This is a genomic window from Thalassospira sp. ABD4_177, from assembly GCF_056160125.1.
On the sequence record NZ_JBSWWO010000001.1, the window covers coordinates 1,342,091 to 1,360,810 of the forward strand.

The 18,720-nt window shown below is 54.3% G+C and carries 16 protein-coding genes; 6 read left to right on the forward strand and 10 right to left on the reverse strand.

Annotated features, from left to right (window positions below; all coding sequences use genetic code 11):
- Nucleotides 1-309: 309 nt before the first annotated feature.
- The 6 genes from ACXAF0_RS06140 to tldD form a co-directional block, all read right to left on the reverse strand.
- Nucleotides 310-1,344, reverse strand: a complete 1,035-nt coding sequence (locus tag ACXAF0_RS06140; RefSeq protein WP_475344866.1) for a threonine aldolase family protein — start codon at nucleotides 1,342-1,344, stop codon at nucleotides 310-312.
- A 59-nt stretch (nucleotides 1,345-1,403) separates the two neighbouring features.
- The gene (locus ACXAF0_RS06145; protein WP_475344868.1) at nucleotides 1,404-2,426 is read right to left on the reverse strand and encodes a threonine aldolase family protein; all 1,023 of its coding nucleotides are present in this window, start codon (nucleotides 2,424-2,426) and stop codon (nucleotides 1,404-1,406) included.
- Nucleotides 2,427-2,526: 100 nt separating this feature from the next.
- Nucleotides 2,527-4,809, reverse strand: coding sequence for a CHASE2 domain-containing protein (locus ACXAF0_RS06150; protein WP_475346228.1), 2,283 nt, complete (start codon nucleotides 4,807-4,809; stop codon nucleotides 2,527-2,529).
- Nucleotides 4,810-4,839: 30 nt separating this feature from the next.
- The gene (locus tag ACXAF0_RS06155; RefSeq protein WP_475344871.1) at nucleotides 4,840-6,294 is read right to left on the reverse strand and encodes a FecR family protein; all 1,455 of its coding nucleotides are present in this window, start codon (nucleotides 6,292-6,294) and stop codon (nucleotides 4,840-4,842) included.
- Between the two features lie 2 nt (nucleotides 6,295-6,296).
- Entirely contained in the window at nucleotides 6,297-7,769 is a 1,473-nt protein-coding gene (locus ACXAF0_RS06160) for a hypothetical protein (RefSeq protein ID WP_475344874.1), read from the reverse strand.
- Between the two features lie 254 nt (nucleotides 7,770-8,023).
- Complete coding sequence (gene tldD, locus ACXAF0_RS06165) at nucleotides 8,024-9,457, reverse strand: metalloprotease TldD (protein ID WP_475344877.1); 1,434 nt, start codon at nucleotides 9,455-9,457, stop codon at nucleotides 8,024-8,026.
- 222 nt (nucleotides 9,458-9,679) lie between these two features.
- Here tldD and ACXAF0_RS06170 point away from each other — a divergent pair, with 222 nt between their 5' ends.
- From ACXAF0_RS06170 to ACXAF0_RS06180, 3 genes are all read left to right on the forward strand, one after another.
- Nucleotides 9,680-10,948 (forward strand): DUF3422 family protein, encoded by a 1,269-nt coding sequence (locus tag ACXAF0_RS06170; RefSeq protein ID WP_475346229.1) that lies wholly within the window; start codon nucleotides 9,680-9,682, stop codon nucleotides 10,946-10,948.
- Between the two features lie 33 nt (nucleotides 10,949-10,981).
- Nucleotides 10,982-11,194, forward strand: coding sequence for a hypothetical protein (locus ACXAF0_RS06175; RefSeq protein ID WP_475344880.1), 213 nt, complete (start codon nucleotides 10,982-10,984; stop codon nucleotides 11,192-11,194).
- A 391-nt stretch (nucleotides 11,195-11,585) separates the two neighbouring features.
- Nucleotides 11,586-11,807, forward strand: coding sequence for a hypothetical protein (locus ACXAF0_RS06180; protein WP_475344883.1), 222 nt, complete (start codon nucleotides 11,586-11,588; stop codon nucleotides 11,805-11,807).
- A gap of 16 nt (nucleotides 11,808-11,823) precedes the next feature.
- Here ACXAF0_RS06180 and ACXAF0_RS06185 read toward each other — a convergent pair whose 3' ends face one another.
- The gene (locus tag ACXAF0_RS06185) at nucleotides 11,824-12,879 is read right to left on the reverse strand and encodes a COX15/CtaA family protein (RefSeq protein WP_475344886.1); all 1,056 of its coding nucleotides are present in this window, start codon (nucleotides 12,877-12,879) and stop codon (nucleotides 11,824-11,826) included.
- Nucleotides 12,880-13,132: 253 nt separating this feature from the next.
- Here ACXAF0_RS06185 and ACXAF0_RS06190 point away from each other — a divergent pair, with 253 nt between their 5' ends.
- Nucleotides 13,133-13,693, forward strand: a complete 561-nt coding sequence (locus ACXAF0_RS06190) for a precorrin-2 dehydrogenase/sirohydrochlorin ferrochelatase family protein (RefSeq protein ID WP_475344887.1) — start codon at nucleotides 13,133-13,135, stop codon at nucleotides 13,691-13,693.
- The gene (locus tag ACXAF0_RS06195) at nucleotides 13,690-14,433 is read left to right on the forward strand and encodes a phosphoadenylyl-sulfate reductase (RefSeq protein WP_475344888.1); all 744 of its coding nucleotides are present in this window, start codon (nucleotides 13,690-13,692) and stop codon (nucleotides 14,431-14,433) included. Before ACXAF0_RS06190 ends, ACXAF0_RS06195 begins: the two co-directional genes overlap by 4 nt.
- An 80-nt stretch (nucleotides 14,434-14,513) precedes the next feature.
- Here the strand turns inward: ACXAF0_RS06195 and ACXAF0_RS06200 are convergent, their stop codons facing one another.
- From ACXAF0_RS06200 to ACXAF0_RS06210, 3 genes are all read right to left on the reverse strand, one after another.
- Nucleotides 14,514-15,074, reverse strand: coding sequence for a hypothetical protein (locus ACXAF0_RS06200; protein ID WP_475344889.1), 561 nt, complete (start codon nucleotides 15,072-15,074; stop codon nucleotides 14,514-14,516).
- A gap of 44 nt (nucleotides 15,075-15,118) precedes the next feature.
- Complete coding sequence (locus ACXAF0_RS06205; RefSeq protein ID WP_475344890.1) at nucleotides 15,119-16,567, reverse strand: deoxyguanosinetriphosphate triphosphohydrolase; 1,449 nt, start codon at nucleotides 16,565-16,567, stop codon at nucleotides 15,119-15,121.
- Between the two features lie 125 nt (nucleotides 16,568-16,692).
- Nucleotides 16,693-17,112 (reverse strand): DUF4870 family protein, encoded by a 420-nt coding sequence (locus ACXAF0_RS06210; protein ID WP_475344891.1) that lies wholly within the window; start codon nucleotides 17,110-17,112, stop codon nucleotides 16,693-16,695.
- Nucleotides 17,113-17,352: 240 nt separating this feature from the next.
- Here ACXAF0_RS06210 and gor point away from each other — a divergent pair, with 240 nt between their 5' ends.
- The gene (gene gor / locus ACXAF0_RS06215) at nucleotides 17,353-18,714 is read left to right on the forward strand and encodes a glutathione-disulfide reductase (protein ID WP_475344893.1); all 1,362 of its coding nucleotides are present in this window, start codon (nucleotides 17,353-17,355) and stop codon (nucleotides 18,712-18,714) included.
- Nucleotides 18,715-18,720: the final 6 nt, after the last annotated feature.

Sequence of the window (18,720 nt, forward strand, 5' to 3'; positions counted from 1 at the left end):
TTACCCGATCCAACAGGTATGAATGTTGGCAATCGACGAGGGAAAGTAATCAGGGTTTCTACGTATCGTCAACGGTTCCTGCGGGATTTTACGTAGGCGGGGCAGGGGCCGAAATGATGAATTTAAGTCAAGTGTTTGTTATTTTTATGAAATTCACTATCCACTTTCGTCGGGGCAGCTGTGCATTTTTTTCAAAGCTCGGCGGGTGAAATCGGTAAATCACGTGTTTGAAATGTGCTTTCAAACGATTCATATCTTATTGAAACATAATGATTCGTTGGATTTCACCCTGGCTTTACAGGTGATTTTCTACCCTAAGGTGGTTTTGAGTTTGGTTATTTGCACGATATCCGTGTTCCAGGCGGCAACAAATCGATAAACATCCGCACCAAGCGATGGCCAGCCATGGAACATCAGGCCGGCATCGCGCAGATTGCCCGCCAGTTCCGGTGCCATTTTGACAAATAGCTCATTCCCCTCTGCCGCATGGGTCAGTTCTGCACCTTGCGAGATCAGAACGTCGGCAAGCGCTTTTGCGGCGTCGTTGGCATGGGCGGCATTTTTCAGCCAGACATCATCCTTGATATAGGCCAGAAGCTGGGTTGCCAGATAGCGATGCTTGGAATGCAAATGGCCGCTGCGTTTGCGGGCCTGCTCGACCCGGGCTTTCAGGCTGGTATCAAAAAGAACAATCGCATCGACCGCCATCGCCCCGTTTTTGGTCGCACCGAAACTGATGGCATCGACCCCGGCTTTCCAGGTGACATCCGCCGGATGGCATTTCAGATGGGCCATCGCATTGGCAAAGCGCGCACCATCCATAAACAGGCGCAGGTCATGCTTGCGACAGTCGTCGCCAATCGCCGCGACCTCATCGACGGAATAAACCGCCCCCAGCTCGGTTGCCTGCGTAATCGCCACACATTCCGGCGCGACAGAATGCACACCGCGATCAACAAGGCCGGAGATAAAGGCATCAAGATCGCCTGCCTCCAGCTTGGCTGCCGGACCATCCATCGGCAAAAGCTTTGCGCCGCCGGTAAAGAAGGCAACGCCCGTGCTTTCATCCTCATTGATGTGGGCCTCGTGATGGCATACGACCCCGCCATAGGGGGACACAAGGGCGGACAGGCTGATGCAGTTTGCCGCGGTGCCGGTTGCCACCGGGATAACGGCAACGTCCTTGCCAAACAGTTCGGAAAAGGCCGCATCGAGTTGCTGGCTGATATCGTCGCTGCCATAGGCCGGGGCGTTGGCAGACGCATCTTTTGTCAGGGCTTCAAGTACTTCCGGGCAAAAGGGCGATACGTTGTCCGAGGCAAAATTCATCTTAGAACTCGTCATTTTGGGTGGCATCAGGGGCGTGGGTATCACACGCAATCGATTGAGATGGCAAGCCCGTGTTATTGACCAATGGTGTCTGGCAGGGCTTTGATCATTTCAATCGGGCTGTTCCATGCGCAGACAAACCGATAGGCATCCGGGCCAAGCGATGGCCATGGGCGAAACACGATGCCTGCATCTCGCAGCTTTGCAGCCAGTCGATCTTCCATGTGAATAAACAGCTCATTGCCTTGCGGGGCAAAGGCCGGCGTTGCGCCCAAGCTTGATAGCGATTTGGCAAGGGCTTGTGCCGCCGCGTTGGCATGGCGGGCATTTCGCAGCCAAAGATCATCCTCAAGATACGCCAGAAGCTGTGCTGCGAGATAGCGGTGCTTGGAAAACAGATGACCGCCGCGTTTGCGGTTTTGTTCGGTTTTGCGCCGGAGTTCAGGATCAAACAGAATGATCGCATCTACCGCCAACGCGCCGTTCTTGGTGGCGCCAAAGCTTAAAGCGTCAACGCCGGCCTTCCATGTGATTTCGGAGGGATGGCAATTTAGCGCCGCAACGGCGTTGGCGAAGCGTGCCCCATCCATGAACAGTCGCATATCGTGTTTCTGGCAAACCGATCCAATCGCCTGAATTTCGTCCACGCTGTACACCGTTCCGAACTCGGTACTTTGCGTAATCGCAACACATTCGGGGTCAACCGAATGCATGCCGTTTCGAACATGGTTGTTCAAATAGGCATCAAGTGCGTCCGCCTCGATTTTTGCCGATGGGCCATCCATGCCCAGCAGTTTGGCCCCGTCGCCATAAAACGCGACGCCGGTTGATTCGGTAACATTGATATGGGCCTCGTGATGACAAACCACACCGCCAAATGGCGACACCAGTCCCGAAAGTCCGATCACATTGGCTGCCGTCCCGGTGGCAACTGGGACAACGCAAACATCTATCCCGAACAGTTTTGAAAAGGCGTCATCAAGCTGTTGGCTTTTGTTATCCGCGCCATAGGGAAGCGCACTGGCATCGCTTTCGGCCGCGATGGCGGCAAGGATTTCCGGACAGATTGGTGTGACATTGTCAGATGAAAAGTTCATTGGGGCCTCAACGGGATCGAGCAAAAGCCCTTTGCGATGCAAAATGGCGTGCTTGGTGGTTAGCCAAGAGTGTTTGGAATTTGCGCGCTTGGCAAGTCGGCTATTTGCTGGTGGCGATAAACACACCATCCCAATCGGCCGGGGGCGGGGTTTCTTTGAACAGTGCAATGCGTTCAGCGTACAGGTCATAGAGGCCTTCAAGTGATGCAAACTCGCGCGCAGAACTCCGGCATTGTTCGATCAACCCTTGTGCCTCTTCCCAATGTTGGCTGCGATAGGCCACAAGCATCGCTGCATGCAAGTCACCAAAGGTTTTGAATGCAGGTGTCGACGCCATGTTGGTATCGCCAAGCAGTGCAAAAATATGCACTGCTTCGCTTTTGCCTTTGACCGCAATCAGATCCAACTCAATGATCGCAAAATCGTCACTGACCCGTTTGGCGACATCCTCGCCCAGGACAACATCGACGCCGTAATTCTTTGACTGGCCTTCCAGGCGGGAGGCGAGATTGACCGCATCGCCCAGCACGGAATAATCAAACCGTTGATCCGATCCCATATTGCCAACAAGGCAATCGCCACAATTGATCCCGATACCGACATTCAGCGGCAGGAAACTCTCATTGGCCTGCTCGGCCTCAAGTCTTCGGGCATCGTTCAGTTGTTTCAGGGCGCTTCGCATGGCAAGGGCACTGTCACAGGCATGATGGGCATGGTTTTCAACATCAAGCGGCGCATTCCAGAACGCCATGATGCAGTCGCCCATATATTTATCAATCGTGCCTTCCCGATCGAGGATGCATTCGGTCAGCGGGGTCAGTAGCCGGTTGATCAGACGGGTCAAGCCTTGCGGATTGGATTTGAAACCTTCCGAGATCGCGGTAAATCCGCGAACATCGCAAAACATCAAGGTCAGATCGCGGGTTTCCCCGCCCAGTTTCAGTCGTTCCGGGTGCTCGGCCAGTTGCTCTACAAGGGCAGGGGAGAGATAGTTGGCAAAAGCCGCGCGCACCTGCCGGCGTTCGCCCTCTGTCCGCATGAAACCAAGGGAGCTGGTGGCAAGATACACGGCCGCCAACCCGACAATAGGATAAAGCGGATCAATCAGAACCAGTTGCTGCGTATAGGCCCACCAGGAAATACCAATTGCACTGGTCGCAAATGCAAACCCGATCACCGCCGGCCACACTGCCCCCAGACGTGGAACGGTCAGAACAAAGAAGATACCAACGATCAAAAGGACGAGCATCTCGATTTCGGCCGCCCAATAAGGGCGGGTCAGGAAATGCTCCAGCAGCATCTGTTCGAGCATCTCGGCATGGACTTCGACCCCGGGGATCACCCGATCAAGTGGCGTGGAGCGCAAATCAAGCAAACCCGCCGCACTGGTTCCCAGCAGAACCATTTTGTTCTGCAAGATTTCCGCGCCAACCGTCCCGTCCAAGATATCGGTTGCGGACAAGTACCGGTCTTTCTGGTGGCCGGTGAAATGGACCCACATACTGCCGGCATGATCGGTCGGGATGGTCACGGCACCAACGCGCACAGAGGCAATGCCTTCCGAGCTGGTCCAACGCGTGCTGCCACTGGCGCCCGACATGCGCACCAACATTGTCTTGGGCGCATTTTGCAAAACCCGCAGCATTTCAAGTGTCAGGGTCGGATAGACCGGCTTGCCAATGACAGGTTGCTCATGATCAATCGCTGCCAGCAAGGGCACCCGACGCACAATTCCATCCTGTCCGGGTGAAACATTGACCAACGCGTTGCCGGTTGCCGCACCCTCGATCACATCAAGGTTCTTGGCCGCACTTGGCAATACCGGGACGAAATCCGAAAGCTTCCGCCCGGCCTCGCCTGCCGCACTGAAATTGCCAACCTGACGGGGCAGGGTTTCAAACGTCCCGTTGCGCAGCTGAATGGCCGTGATCACATTGCCAGTACCCCGAATGAACTGGGCGAACAGTTGATCGTGATCTGGCAGAGCTTCGGCCATTTCCGCGATGCGATCATTCTCCGGGCCTGATGGCCAGTCTTTGATCACACGTGATGGCGATGTACGGTCCGGCTCGGCAAAAACCATGTCAAAGCCGACAACAGCCGCACCATTGGCGCGCAGTCGATAGAGCAACTCCGAGAGCTTCGTGCGCGGCCAAGGCCATTGGCCTTCGCTTGCCAAGCTGCGCTCATCAATATCAACGATACGCACACCGACATCGTCAAAATCTCGTGGGGAAATCTGCTGATAAAGATCGAAAACCGTAAGACGTAATTGATCGATGACTGGCACATTCTGCCAGCGCACAACGATGCAGGCGAACAGGATGGTCAGTGGAATAATGTATTGCAGACCGGCCAAAAGACTGGATTTTTTGAGGCGCATCACGTGGTGCATTCACCTTGTCCGCCAGAACTAGTTTAGCGTTGCGGTGCCATCGGTGCCGGAAGAGTAGCCACTGGTCGACATGTTGAACTCTACATTATAGGCGTCTGTAAACTTGGCCGTCCCACTACATCCCATTGACGTGCAGTTGGGATCATAGGTGAAGTCACCACTTGCAAACTCAACATTCCCCGACGTGCTTGAATAGTCGAAGGTTGTTGGATTGTAACTTCCGTCAAGGATCCCTGCGGAACCGATCAAACCTGCGTCATCGACCTGAACATTTGTAAACTGGATTGCAACTGTGCGGTTCGCGTAATCCACCGTTGAACTGAAACTGTAGTCAACGTTGGCACCGTCAATGTTGATGGTGCCTGTGGTTGCGCTACCACTTACTACGTCGCGAAGGCCATCGTAGGTAAACGGGCCTGATGAATTCCCGGAATTATTGGTGTTGTCGACCAGATTATTGTTCAGGATCGAAGTGGTTTCCGAGACGTTTGACGCACTGTTGATCGTTCCAATTTGCGCCATGGCGACATTGATCGCCTGCGCGCCGGATGATCCGGTCTGGGTTTGTGCTTGTCCGGTTTGCTGACGCGTAACAACCGGCTGTAGACCGCTGGACGATCCGGACGTTGATGCACCTGTGGTTCCAGAGCCTGAGGCGTCGCTGCCACGTGATGCGGTGCGTATAACACTGGTGGAAAAATCAAACGTTGCCGCGCCGGTTGGGAAACGGGTTGGTTGGGTGACGGTATTGCCCGAAACAAATACGCCAAAATTTTCGCCTGTGACACTTTGTGAGTCGCCATTCTGGTTAAAGGCGGCAAAGGCACCGGGGCGTGATGTTGTATCATTACGTGACAGGCCCGGCCCCTGATTGACCGCCATGAACACTGTTTGATCAGCAGCATTCGGGGTGGATGTATCAAAGCTGCCCGGCACGATCTGGTTTGCCTGTTCGGCCGTCATCGAACGGATCAGGCCGATGGTGCCGCGAATGCCGATTGAACCAACTGGCAGGTTCACATCCATGCTAGACGGATTGTTGAGCGGAATTTTACCGGTAACAAAGCGCATGACGCCCTTGGCCATGTCGGCAACAATCCGTCCGTCGCCAGTTTCTGGGTCATAAACGAATTCATCAATGGCTATGTCGCTGTTCGGGCCGATGGTAAAGACGGTCTCATCCAGCAGAAGAACTTGCATACCCGCACCGGCCGATGTCCTGATGCGATCACCCAGGTAAACCGGCATGCCGCTTTCAACTAGCACACCCACTTCGCCAGTCACTTTGGCGAGCGTAATTTCACCGGTTACAGCAGCCGAGACACCGGCCATTTCGGCCTGCACTTCTGCCTGCGCCGATTGCGGGGCGATCAGCGACGTGGCGGCTAGAAATGGCACGCACAGCAATGCTGTTGCCGTCAGTCGTCGGATCGATTTCATAGAAGTCAGGGGCGAAATTGTGGCCATCTGCATCACTAGAACTCCCAGCGGCGTGTCAGAAATATCTGTGCACGGGCGTTATGGTATTCATAGTTGGGAATATTTGAATTTGTGTTCAGATATTCGCCCGTAATCGACCAGTTGATTGGTGCGAGAAAGCCAAGTATCTGATTTGCCGTTGCGCTATCCCCAAACAAGTCGGTCGGCAATATCGTTGATAGCGGTGCACCATATGTCAGGCGTGTCCGTATCGTGCGATCCGTCCGGTGTTGTGGTGAATTCCCGGTCGTCAGGAAATCCGGATCGCGGTACTGGTCCACGCCATAGCGGATGCTGCCGCTAATATAACTTCCCCCACCAAACAGATAAGCATGGATCAGCTCGCCGCTCAAGCTATTGTAACTGTAATAGTTTCTGGCAGCATCCTTCATCCCGGCAGACAGGTTTACCGTCGTGCGGTTGTTTGGCGACCAGCTATAGTTTCCGCCAACCCGCGCCCCGTACCTTTGGCCGGAATGCAGGCGAAGCGCGCTTGATTCAGAGGTGTTCTGATAGCGTTCATCAGAATAGCTGACCGCACCATTTAGGTTAAAGAACGGGCGGAGGTTCCAGTCCAGGCGCAGGCGGCCAGTTCTGGCGGTCAGATATTTTTCGCGCGAAAGCGACTGGGCGGTCTGGCTGACTGTCGGGGTCAGCATCCAGTATCCGCCGCGAATGCGTGCACCGACATCAACCGAGAACGAGCCAAGATCAAGCGCGTCAAGTTGTACCTGATCACTGCCATAGCCGGTTACAGCAGCAAAGACTTCGTGGCCTTCCTGATAACCAAGGTCGTAACTGATGTCATAGCGAAGCGCCCCGATATAGGCGACGTCGTTATTGGGCTTGTCAGGGCTTGAGGTGATGGCAGTCGGGGTGCCGGTCAGAAGCTGGATCTTGTTATTCGGGGCAGAATTGCGGTTACTGTCAACCTGGCTTCCCAGCGTCAGGGTTACGCTTTGCGACAAACGCTTTCGGCGGCGCTCGATCGCGCTGACATATTGTTGAATGTTGCTTTCGACCTCTGGCGAGATATCCATCAGAAGCAGGCGCTCGAACTGGGTGCGGGCCTCATCAAGGCTATCGAGGCGATAGAGCACAATCGCGTAATAGAGGCGTACTGGTGCAAGATCAGGATCAAGCACCAGGATACGTTCAAGCGTTGCCGATGCACCGCGAACCTCACCGCGCGCCAATTGCGCCTTTGCCCAGCGGAAGTTCAGAACAATGTCGTCGGGATTTGCAAGGATATCGGCATAGGTGATGTCGCCGCCATCGTCTGTCCGCATCAGGAAATTAGCCCGTGCGGTAACGTCGGTCAGTCGTTCGAAATCTTCCGAGAACTGGCGCGCCTCATCGGTTCGCACATCAATACTTTGCTGTGCGCGGGCTTCGGCCATTCCGATTGCAAGCACCGTCACGCCCGTCATCACCGACGCCGTCACGTACTGCCATATGCCTGTCTTCAAACTGTTTTCCTACCATTGGCAGGTTATGGCAGTTGCCGTCTCGAAAGACTGTCACGGGCAAAGGTTGGTGACGAAACCCGATTGGCGACCATAACCTGTTTGGAACGTATCCAATCAGACTATGGTCTTTAAAATCCAAGGGATAGCCATTCGGCAGGCTGGTGTGTGCGACTGGCCGAGGATAGGTTTTTTAACCTTGAGAATAATAAAATTATCATAAGGTAGTATGTTTCCTATCCGTAGGGCACTCAGGGTTATACCACAGTGCCGCCAACTGTCAGACCATCAATGCGCAAGGTCGGTTGCCCGACGCCAACCGGAACGCCCTGGCCATCCTTACCGCAGGTCCCGATGCCGTTATCGAGTTCCATATCATTCCCCACCATCGAAACCTTGGTCAGGCTGTCCGGTCCATTGCCGATCAGGGTCGCGCCCTTGACCGGTGCGCCAAGCTTGCCGTCTTCGATGAGATAGGCTTCTGAGGCTGAGAACACGAACTTGCCCGACGTAATATCGACCTGCCCACCGCCGAAGTTGACGGCATAGATGCCGTTCTTGACGGATGCGAGAATTTCTTCCGGTTCCTTGTCCCCACCGAGCATATAGGTGTTGGTCATGCGTGGCATCGGGGCATGGGCATAGGACTGACGGCGTCCGTTGCCGGTGGATTTTACCCCGGTCAGACGGGCGTTGAGGCGATCCTGCATGAAGCCCTTGAGGATACCGTCCTCGATCAGGACAGTTTGCTGGGTCGGTGTGCCTTCGTCATCAATCGAAAGCGACCCACGGCGATCATGAATGGTGCCGTCATCGACAACCGTGACACCCGGCGATGCGATCCGCTGGCCCAGAAGCCCGGCAAAGGCAGACGTGCCCTTACGGTTAAAGTCGCCTTCAAGCCCGTGGCCAATAGCTTCGTGCAAAAGAATGCCGGGCCAGCCCGGACCAAGCACCACGGTCATTTCACCGGCGGGGGCGGCAACCGAATCAAGGTTCACAACCGCCTGACGAAGTGATTCATCAACCGCCTTCTTCCAGGTCTTTTCATCAAAGAACCCGTCATAACCGATACGGCCACCTTCGCCGTGCGAACCGGTTTCCATGCGATCGCCCTGTTTGACGACGACCGAAACATTGAAGCGTACAAGCGGGCGAATATCGCCAATGCGCTGTCCGCCGGAACGCCAGATCTGTACGGCCTGCCAATTGCCAGAAATCGATGCCGAAACCTGCACAACGCGTGGATCCCGTGACCGGGCATAGGCATCAATCTGAGCCAGCAGATCGACCTTGGCTTCAAAGGTTGCTTCACCCAACGGGTTCACATCGGAATAAAGCGACACATTGGTGCCAATTGATCCAAGATCGACCTTGCCCGAACGGCCCGATCCAACCGCTTTGACGGTTTCGGCCGCGCGCGCAACCGCGTCATTGGACAGTTCATTGGAATGTGAAAAGGCAGTGGCTTCATCGGCCACAGCACGCAGACCAAAGCCCTGTGCGGTGTCAAAGTTCGCGCTGCGCAGGCGGCCATCATCCCAGACAAGGCTTTCAGATTGGCGGTATTCAAGGAAAAGTTCGCCGTCTTCAGCCGTGCCAAGCGCATCATTGACCTGTGATTCAAGCCGGTCGCGATCAAGATCGCCCTTGGCGAAAAACAGATTGTCGGTGGTGCGAAGATCGGTCATGGAACCTCCTTGGGGCCGGGATTATTCGGCCAGAGAAAATGTCTTTCCCGGCATGACATAAAAGTTGAGGCAGTATTTTCCCTTACTCAATTTAGGGTTTCTGGTGCCGTCGACTTTCGCCTATACAGGTACTTGTTCGGGCACAGGGTACTGACCCCAGCCAAAGCAATCGCCCGAGTGGTTTATATAGACTGCAATAACCAATTATGAAAGCCCGTGGCAATGTTTGTCGAACATCCCCAACGCGTCGCCCTTCATAATGAAATTCACGCCCGACCGTTTGGTGGCGTGACCAGCCCGGCGCGATGTTCCTGCCTTGCCTTTCAAACGGGCGAGGATCTTGATCAGGATGTGCGCGATCATTTCACGGCATTTTGCAATCGTTATAGTCTGACACCGCCCGCCCCGGATCAGAAATATTTTGAAGCTGCTTGTGACGGCTTTTCGGTGATCTGGGAACGCCACGCCGAATTCACGGTCTATGTCTTCAAGCGGACTGAACCGTTTGAAAACCCGTTTGAAGACCCGGTGATCAATCTGGTGCCGCGTGACTGGCTTGATGCAACGCCGGGCCAATTGCTGGTTGGCTTGCACATTGTTGTCGACAAGTCTGAGTGCGGAGACGAGGAGCTTTCAAGGCTGTTTGACCATAATGGCCTGACCGGCAGCCGGATCCTCGGCGGCACCGCACAGGTCTGGACGGATTTTCGACTGCATGGCGACGGGTTTGGCCGGATCCTGATCAGGGATTGTGGTCTGGAACAGCTTCAGGCCGGGCGTCTGGTGCAGCGTCTCAAGGAAATTGAAGTCTATCGCATGATGGCGTTATTGGCCTTTCCGCTGGCGCACGATGCGACGCCAAAGGTCTCGGAAATCGATACGCGCCTGTCGGAAATTACCGCCGAGATGGCCAGCAAGAGCCAAACCAATGATGAAGAAACATTGGCAAAACTGACCGATCTGGCCGCCCAGACTGAGGAGATGGCGGCATCGCTTAATTACCGCTTCAGTGCGGCGCGGGCCTATTACCGGATCGTGCAGGCACGCCTGGGTGAGTTGCGCGAAGAACGGATTGAGGGCATGCAAACCATTGCCGAGTTTTTGGAGCGCCGCTTGGCGCCGGCCATGCGGACTTGCCAGAATATCGGGGACCGGTTGGAGGTTCTCTCGAAACGTGTCGCGCGGGCCAATAACCTGCTGCGAACCCGCGTTGATATCCTGCTTGAGGCACAAAACCGCGACCTGCTTGCCAGCATGGACCGCCGGGTGAAATTGCAGCTTCGCCTGCAACAAACCGTCGAGGGACTGTCGGTTGCCGCCATCACCTACTACGCGGTGGGGCTTCTGGGCTATCTGTTCAAGGCGATCAAGGATACTGGTGTTCCGATCAACGACCGGGTTGCCACGGGCGTTGCCGTGCCGCTCGTCCTCGGCGCGATCTGGTTCGCCATGCACCGCATCCGCAAGGCCCTGCACCGGGCAGAGGATTAGCAATTTTTGACGTAGATGAATGGCAACCGAACAATGAGAAATCAAAACAATCGGCGAGGTTCAGGCGAAAAAAGCGCTGAAAGTGAAGAGCTGCCGCCTTTGGATGCTGATGTTGCGTTGGGTTTGGCAAACAAGGTGGCGGGCATTGTTTCTGATGCATGTGAAGCGCATCCGGGAATGCTACCTTCAGCTGAAACCGCTGGTGAACTGCTGAAAAGAGTGTCGGAAAAAAAACGCTGCCAATAACTTTCGGACGCTTGATAAGTATTGGGTTGTGTTACTTGACGAAATTTCTCAGATAACTGATCGAATTTTAGCCTATCAATACATACCTCTCTATAGAAAGGTCCTGAAAGAATCGGGACAGCATTTAATTCAAGCTTGGGCAATGCATAGTCAAAGCTTGAGAACTGGTGAGCTATACATAGTTCAGGATCGGACGACAAAGCTCTTGAAGTTTCTTGCGCTTGTTGGAGCCGATTGTGGGTTCGAAGTCAAAGATCAAAGAAAGTCTTTTCAAAGAAGTTTCAAAAAAACATTTGCTAGAAGGCTACTAGAATGACACCGATTGGTGCATGCACATGAGTGCCCGTCACTTGAGTCGCGCATCATAGGTATTGGGAGTGCTACCAAATCATTGCCAGAAGAAGCAGTTCAAAAGTTATTACAGGATACAGTTGAAAGAGCGATGGCTGGTATTCAGGAAGCTTGTAAGGGCGAGGAAAGTAGCCCTATAAGTTTTCATGAAATAGAGCAAATACATGAGAGCGCAGCCGTCCGAGAAGCACGGCAGATGCTTGATTTGGTTGCCAAGGCACTGCTGGGCACTATTCAGTTCAGTGATTGCGACCAAGCATAGTTTGAGGCACTTGAGATTAGGGACGGCGACGAAGTTTGTAAGCCGAATAAGTCACCGACCCAACAAGGACTACCGCGCCCGCCTGATGCGCCACACCAAGCGGCAACCAGACAACACTCAGAAGCGTCGAAATGCCAAGGGCAACCTGCACGCAGGCCGCCGCCAGAACCAGATGGGTGGCAAAGCGTTGCTTGGCATCAAGGCCCCATTTGCCAGCAGACCACCAAAAGACCAGCACCATGACAAAGGTCAGTTTCGCGAGCCAGCGGTGATCCCACTGCACGGTCATGTGGTCTTCAAATGGCGCCAGCCACGTCGGATCAAAGACATAAAGCCCGTCCGGGATCAGTTGACCATCCATCAGGGGGAAGGTGTTGTAGACATGCCCGGCATTAAGACCGGCGACAAATCCACCCGACAGGGCTGTAAACACGATGAGGCCCAATAACTGCCATGCGCGTTTTGATGAGCCAGTTGATAGGCTGCGCGGGGTCAATTGCTGCAGGCCGACCCAAAGCAGGGCGATGAAAATCACCAGCGCCAGTCCGAAATGCGCGGTCAGACGATACTGGCTGACATCGGGGCGATCAACCAGACCGCTCATCACCATGTACCAGCCCATCAGGCCCTGTAGACCGCCGAGAATGAAAAGTCCCCAGAGCTTCCACTTGGTGGCGCGATCAATCGATTTCTTGACCAGGAACCAGACGAATGGCACGAAGAACACTACCCCAATCAAGCGTCCCCAAAGGCGGTGGATGAATTCCAGCCAGAAGATCGATTTGAAATCTTCGACTGACATCCAGGCATTGATTTTCTGAAATTCGGGATACTGGCTGTATTTGATGTAAAGCGCCTGCCAGTCCGCTTCATTCATCGGCGGGATGATGCCGGTGAAAGGCCGCCATTCCACAATCGAAAGCCCGGATTCCGTCAGGCGCGTCAGGCCCCCGATCACCACCATGATGAATACCATCGCCGTACAGGAAAACAACCAGATGGCGACATTTCTGTTGGCTTGTGGTTGCGAAAGGCTGACTTCGGACAGGGCGGGTGCGGCACTGCTGGACATCTGGACGCTCTCTTGACGGTATCTTCTGGCGGACGTGTTTTTGAAATTGGGCCCAATATAGGGTGATTTTGCAAAAATTGCAGGAAAAGCTTTACGGAAAATCCGGGGTGGATGGATCAACGCTGGGTGATTTAATAAATACTCATATTTAGTGTTGTTTGATTATAAAACACATAAAAAATGTATTGAATAATTTAATATCCACACTCATAGTGATGGGTAATAGAGAGAAACCCGCATTAGAGGATCGACGATGTTTCCCATCAATCTGGACCTGACGCGACTTTCGGTCGCTTTGGTCGGCAACGGTCAGGCCACCCTGAACCGTTTGCGCCAGTTTGACGGTGATGGGGCAAAATACGTCACCGTCTATTCAGAAGACCCGATACCCGAACTGGCCGAGCAGGCTGGTGACCGGTTGCAGCGTTATCTGCCGAATTCGGCTGATATTAACGCCGCCTCGATCATGTTTATCATCGACCTTGATATGAAAAAGGCCGCTGAGCTGGCATTAACGGCCAAGGCTGTCGGGACGATTTCCAACGTTGAGGACGTAAAGCAATATTGTGATTTTTCGTCGCCCGCGCGCATTCAGCGCGGCGATCTGATGATCACAGTATCGACCAACGGACATAGTCCGCGGCTTGCCGGTCGCATTCGTCGTGCGCTTGAAAAATGGTTGGTGCCAAGCTGGGACAAACGCTTGCAAGAGCTGTCCAAACAGCGGGAAAAATGGAAAGCCGACGGGGCTGACATGCAGACCCTGCTGCGCAAGACCGATGAATATATCGATCAGCGGAGGTGGCTGCCATGAATGTCATGCGTGAAGAAGACATCGTCACCGGCGGTTCCATGTCGGTTGAGGAAGCCACAGATCGTGCAGCCCGTTTACTCGATCAATATGGACACCTTCAGGGTGTGTCACTGATCGAGCCGATGGTGCATCAGGAATTCAACGGTCGCATTACCATGACCTCGTCCTTCGGGACAGAGGCCGCGGCACTTCTGGCACTGGTTGCGGAAGTGGACCCTAACCTGCCGATCATTTTCCTTGATACGCGCAAGTTGTTTGGTGAAACGCACACTTATCGCGAACAGCTGGTGGATCAACTGGGCCTGACCAATATCAAGATCATGCGCCCGGACGAGGAAAAGCTGAAAGCCGAAGACCCCAACGGGATGCTGTTCGCATCTGATGTGCCGAAATGTTGCTACCTGCGCAAGGTGGAGCCGCTTCAGCGCGCGCTTGAGGGCTATGACGCCTGGCTGACCGGACGCAAGCGCTTCCATGGTGGGGAGCGTGATGCTCTTCCGGTGGTCGAACCGGCAGGGTCGCGGATCAAGATCAATCCGCTGGCGGGCTACAAGCGCGAGGATATCGACGATATCTTTGAGCACCGTGCGCTGCCGCGTCATCCGCTGCAGGCCGAAGGTTTCCTGTCCATCGGGTGCATGCCCTGCACCGAACGTGTTGATCCCAACACGACCGATGTCCGTGCCGGGCGTTGGGCCGGACAGGACAAGACCGAGTGCGGCATTCACTACATCATCTAAGCCCGATCAGACTTTCACAAAAAAACCGGCCATCTGGCCGGGTTTTTTGTGCTTGTCACACGAAGCAAAAACTTAAGCTTTTAGTTTCCTGAGCATAAGCGACGAGCGTCATTGATAGCTTTTGTGGAGCCGACCAGTGAAAACTCGAAATATGCAGGGCTTTGGCCGTACCAATTGAGTTCTAAAAGAAGAGTCTGGCTGCCAGCGATCTTCGTTATCGCTGTTTTATCTTTGGAGAAATGCAAGAACTTGCTTCCCCATTCTTGCAACATGTCTACCTTTTCGACGGCTTGATCCCATCTGACTCTCGTCGAAAAAGTGCTATACCCACCGTTTCTCGGTCGGGTGTCAGTAAGGTTTGGTGCTTCTGTAAAGCCAATGTATGCCCATTCATCTTTCCCATCGCACCCAAACCCAAGCCAACCTTCGACGTTGTGGTATGGAAAGTCGAAGTCTTTTGTTGGCCCGACTCTGGAACTTGACGCGTAAGCCTGAGTTTTACCGGTCATTTGATCTTTTGACGAGCTTGTAGACCATTGATTTGCAAGTGCAGATGTCGAGAATATACATAGTGCTGCGGCAATTGTATGTACGATCTTAAATTGCATCATGAGTTTCGTAAGCCTCTTTTTCTTCGCCATTTAAGATAACGTTATATTACACATTTATCGAAGTATATTCTTTCTTAGATGGTAATCCCCTGAAGCTTCCTAAACAGGGTGACCGCATAGCGGTCCGTCATGCCGGAAATGTAATCCATCACCCGCATCAGGCGACTATAGAGGTCCGGGGCCGCCATCAGTTTGCCCGACAACAGCTTGTCGATCCGGTCGGCCTGCGGCGGCAGGCGTTTACCGTGATTTTTATGTTCGTCAATGTCGATGGCCGCCCGGACAAAGCTGTCCAGCAGGCCATTAATGACCTCAAATCCGGCCATTTCAATCGGCAACACATGCGGGGCGTTATAGATCTTTTGTACCGCCAGCTTTTTGCAGGCCTTGGCATGCGGACCAAGCGGTGTGTTGGCCAGAAGGTCACCTTCGATGGTGCCGGCAAGCAGCGCGTCTTCATGTTCAATGAAGGCATCAACAGCCGCCTTGACCAGATTGCCAATCGCCTTGCCACGCAGGAAGCCGATGCGGTCATTTTCCGATTTCTCGGCATACCAGCCCTCAGAACGCAGGTCGTTCCAGCGCTGCTCGGCATCGCCGTCATATTTTTCCGGGTGGCGGGCAATCGGGGCAAGCGCGCGTTCGACTTCCTCGAAACTGACACAGCCCAGTTCCCAGCCATCTTCCAGATCGACGACGGAATAACAAATGTCATCGGCCGCCTCGACCAGATAGACCAGCGGATGGCGCCGCCATGCCCCGTCAAAGCCTTCCAGCGGTGACAGGCCACAAACTCTGGCAATCGCGTGGGCAATATCGCGTTCCGCCTGATAATAACCGGGCTTTTTAAGGCCGGTATATTCCTTGCGACGCGCGTCGGGCACGGACGTGCTGCGCGGATATTTGATGAAGCTGCCAAGTGTGCCGTAAGTCAGGTTAAGACCCCCATCAAAGCGCTTCATTTCAAGCTGGCTGATGATGCGAAGCCCTTGCGCATTACCTTCGAAATGGCGCAAATCTTCAAGTTCCGGCCCGGAAAGACGTGAGGTCAACTCATCCTTGGCAAGGCGCGATGTGGTGAACCATTCATTGATGGCATCTTCGCCGGAATGCCCGAATGGCGGGTTGCCAATATCATGCGCAAGGCAGGCCGCCTGAACCATATAGCCGATATCGGCCACCGTGGTTTCCGAGCCCTTGGGCAGGTTTTTTACGATATGCGCACCCGCCATCAGGCCAAGTGACTGCCCGACCGAGCCGACCTCAATCGTGTGGGTCAGGCGGGTATGGACATGGTCATTGTCCGAAAGCGGATGAACCTGCGTCTTGTTTTGCAGGCGCCGGAAGGAGGATGAGAAAATCACCCGGTCGACATCGATCTGAAACGGGCTTCGGCCATCTGGCGTGGGATAGGGCGCGCCTTCGGGCAAGCGGACCTTGCCATCCTTGAATTCAAGCCGATGCGAAGAAAGAAGATCTTCCCAGCGCATTTTATCGCCAGACCCTTGTGCAGACGACGCCACTTTTTACCCCTGTCCGTATCGAATGTTCTTTTCAGATGTTGTTCTTTGGCAACTTTAACGGGCCGGGGAGTCCGGTGCAATCGGACAAAGGCATTTGCCGCCGATTGCACCGAATTTGTTGGCAATCAGCCAAAGAACCAGCTTTGCGGGTTATCAATCGGACGCCCATTCAGGGCACGCAACATGCCAATCACATTACGCCCGATAAACCACGCGGTGGTGTAAAGCCCCATCAGGCCGACAATCGCCCAGCCCAGAAGCGGGATCCAGCCAATCACGAAGGTGAAGAAGCCAAGAATGATCGCATAGAGGATGCTGATCCAGAATGTGCGGATTACAAACGTGTAGTGGCTGTTGGTCCAGTGATTGTCGTCTTCGCGCGCGACATAGGATACGATCAGCGCGATCAGCCCGGTGGCAAAGGCGGTAAACAGGGTTGCGATCATAAGCCCGTAACAGACAAGGGCCGTATTCCCGCCGCGCTCGTCGGTAAAGCGCGGTGCCGTGTCAAAAGACGCATCCTGACCGTGGATATGGTCGTTCATGGATAAAATCCTATCAAAGTTGTCGCAATCCCCATCGCGTCTTGCTCATCATATAACCTAAAAGTTTAAAAATGCTATTCCCCAGTTGCGGCCTTTTTTGCCAAAGCCGGTTTGGGGCGTGCGATTGTCTGCCATCACACAATTTTTACGCCTGATTTGCCGGGTTTTACCTCGACTCTTGGCAAATTCGCCCTACATTTGGCGCCATGTTGTCAATTGACCAAAAACAGGGATTTCCGCATGTCGGACTATGATTTTGATTTGTTTGTTGTCGGTGCCGGTTCGGGTGGCGTGCGCGCAGCCCGCGTGGCATCGGGATATGGCGCAAAGGTCGCCATCGCCGAAGAAAGCCAGGTCGGTGGCACCTGTGTGATCCGGGGCTGCGTTCCGAAAAAACTGCTGGTTTACGGCGCACATTTTGCCGAGGATTTCGAAGATGCCGCGTCCTACGGCTGGACCCTGCCCGAGGAGCCGAGCTTCAGCTGGAAGACGCTGATTGCCAACAAGGATGCCGAGATCGAGCGTCTGAATGGCATCTATAAAAAGCTTCTGGCCGGTTCAAACGTTGAATTGTTTGAAAGCCGCGCGGTGCTCAAAGATGCCCACACCCTTGATGTCGGCGGCAAGACGGTGACGGCCGAGCGCATCCTGATTTCAGTGGGCGGCACACCGGTCATGCCCGACATTCCGGGCATTGAACATGCGATTTCATCCAACCAGGCCTTTCATCTCGAAGGCCTGCCAGAACGCATCGCGGTTGTCGGTGGTGGCTATATCGCGGTCGAGTTCGCCGGTATTTTCGCTGGTCTTGGCGCCAATGTGACCCAGTTCTATCGCGGTGATCAGATCCTGCGCGGTTTTGATAACGATATCCGCAACCATCTGGCTGAAGAGATTGTGAAAAAGGGCATTGATCTGCGCCTGCACACCAATGTCACGGCGATTGCCAAGAACGATGACGGCTCGCTGACCCTGACCCTCACGGGCGGTGGTCATCAGGAAGTCGATGCCATCATGTTCGCCACGGGTCGTGAGCCGAAAACCCATGGTCTGGGTCTTGAACAGGCCGGTGTTGAACTGAATGACAAGGGCGCGATCCTGACCAATGCCGGTCTGCAAACCAGCGTCCCCAACATCTATGCGGTTGGCGATGTGCGTGATCACGTGCAGCTGACCCCGGTCGCGATCAAGGAGGGCATGTCATTCGCCGATACCGTCTATGGCGGTAAGCCATGGTCGATGGCCTATCAGGCCATCCCGACCGCCGTCTTCAGTCAGCCGCCGGTCGGTACCGTCGGCCTGACCGAGGAAGAGGCGCGCGACAAGGGCAAGGATATCGATATCTATAAATCGACCTTCAAGCCGATGCGCCACACCCTGTCGGGGCGTGATGAAAAAACGCTGATGAAGCTGATCGTCGATAAGACCACTGACGTGGTGCTGGGTGCCCACATGGTCGGCCCGGATGCCGCTGAAATCATTCAGGGCATCGGCATTGCAGTGCGTATGGGGGCGACCAAGGCCCAGTTCGACCAAACCGTCGCGGTCCATCCGTCGGCTGCCGAGGAGTTCGTAACCATGCGGACGCCGATTTCCGAGTAACTCCGA

Bases quoted from the DNA above. Each gene is read 5' to 3' on its own strand.
- ACXAF0_RS06140 (WP_475344866.1), bottom strand. From the start codon at position 1,344: ATGACGAGTTCTAAGATGAATTTTGCCTCGGACAACGTATCGCCCTTT.
- ACXAF0_RS06145 (WP_475344868.1), bottom strand. From the start codon at position 2,426: ATGAACTTTTCATCTGACAATGTCACACCAATCTGTCCGGAAATCCTT.
- ACXAF0_RS06150 (WP_475346228.1), bottom strand. From the start codon at position 4,809: ATGCGCCTCAAAAAATCCAGTCTTTTGGCCGGTCTGCAATACATTATT.
- ACXAF0_RS06155 (WP_475344871.1), bottom strand. From the start codon at position 6,294: ATGCAGATGGCCACAATTTCGCCCCTGACTTCTATGAAATCGATCCGA.
- tldD (WP_475344877.1), bottom strand. From the start codon at position 9,457: ATGACCGATCTTCGCACCACCGACAATCTGTTTTTCGCCAAGGGCGAT.
- ACXAF0_RS06170 (WP_475346229.1), top strand. From the start codon at position 9,680: ATGTTTGTCGAACATCCCCAACGCGTCGCCCTTCATAATGAAATTCAC.
- ACXAF0_RS06175 (WP_475344880.1), top strand. From the start codon at position 10,982: ATGAGAAATCAAAACAATCGGCGAGGTTCAGGCGAAAAAAGCGCTGAA.
- ACXAF0_RS06185 (WP_475344886.1), bottom strand. From the start codon at position 12,879: ATGTCCAGCAGTGCCGCACCCGCCCTGTCCGAAGTCAGCCTTTCGCAA.
- ACXAF0_RS06190 (WP_475344887.1), top strand. From the start codon at position 13,133: ATGTTTCCCATCAATCTGGACCTGACGCGACTTTCGGTCGCTTTGGTC.
- ACXAF0_RS06195 (WP_475344888.1), top strand. From the start codon at position 13,690: ATGAATGTCATGCGTGAAGAAGACATCGTCACCGGCGGTTCCATGTCG.
- ACXAF0_RS06200 (WP_475344889.1), bottom strand. From the start codon at position 15,074: ATGGCGAAGAAAAAGAGGCTTACGAAACTCATGATGCAATTTAAGATC.
- ACXAF0_RS06210 (WP_475344891.1), bottom strand. From the start codon at position 17,112: ATGAACGACCATATCCACGGTCAGGATGCGTCTTTTGACACGGCACCG.
- gor (WP_475344893.1), top strand. From the start codon at position 17,353: ATGTCGGACTATGATTTTGATTTGTTTGTTGTCGGTGCCGGTTCGGGT.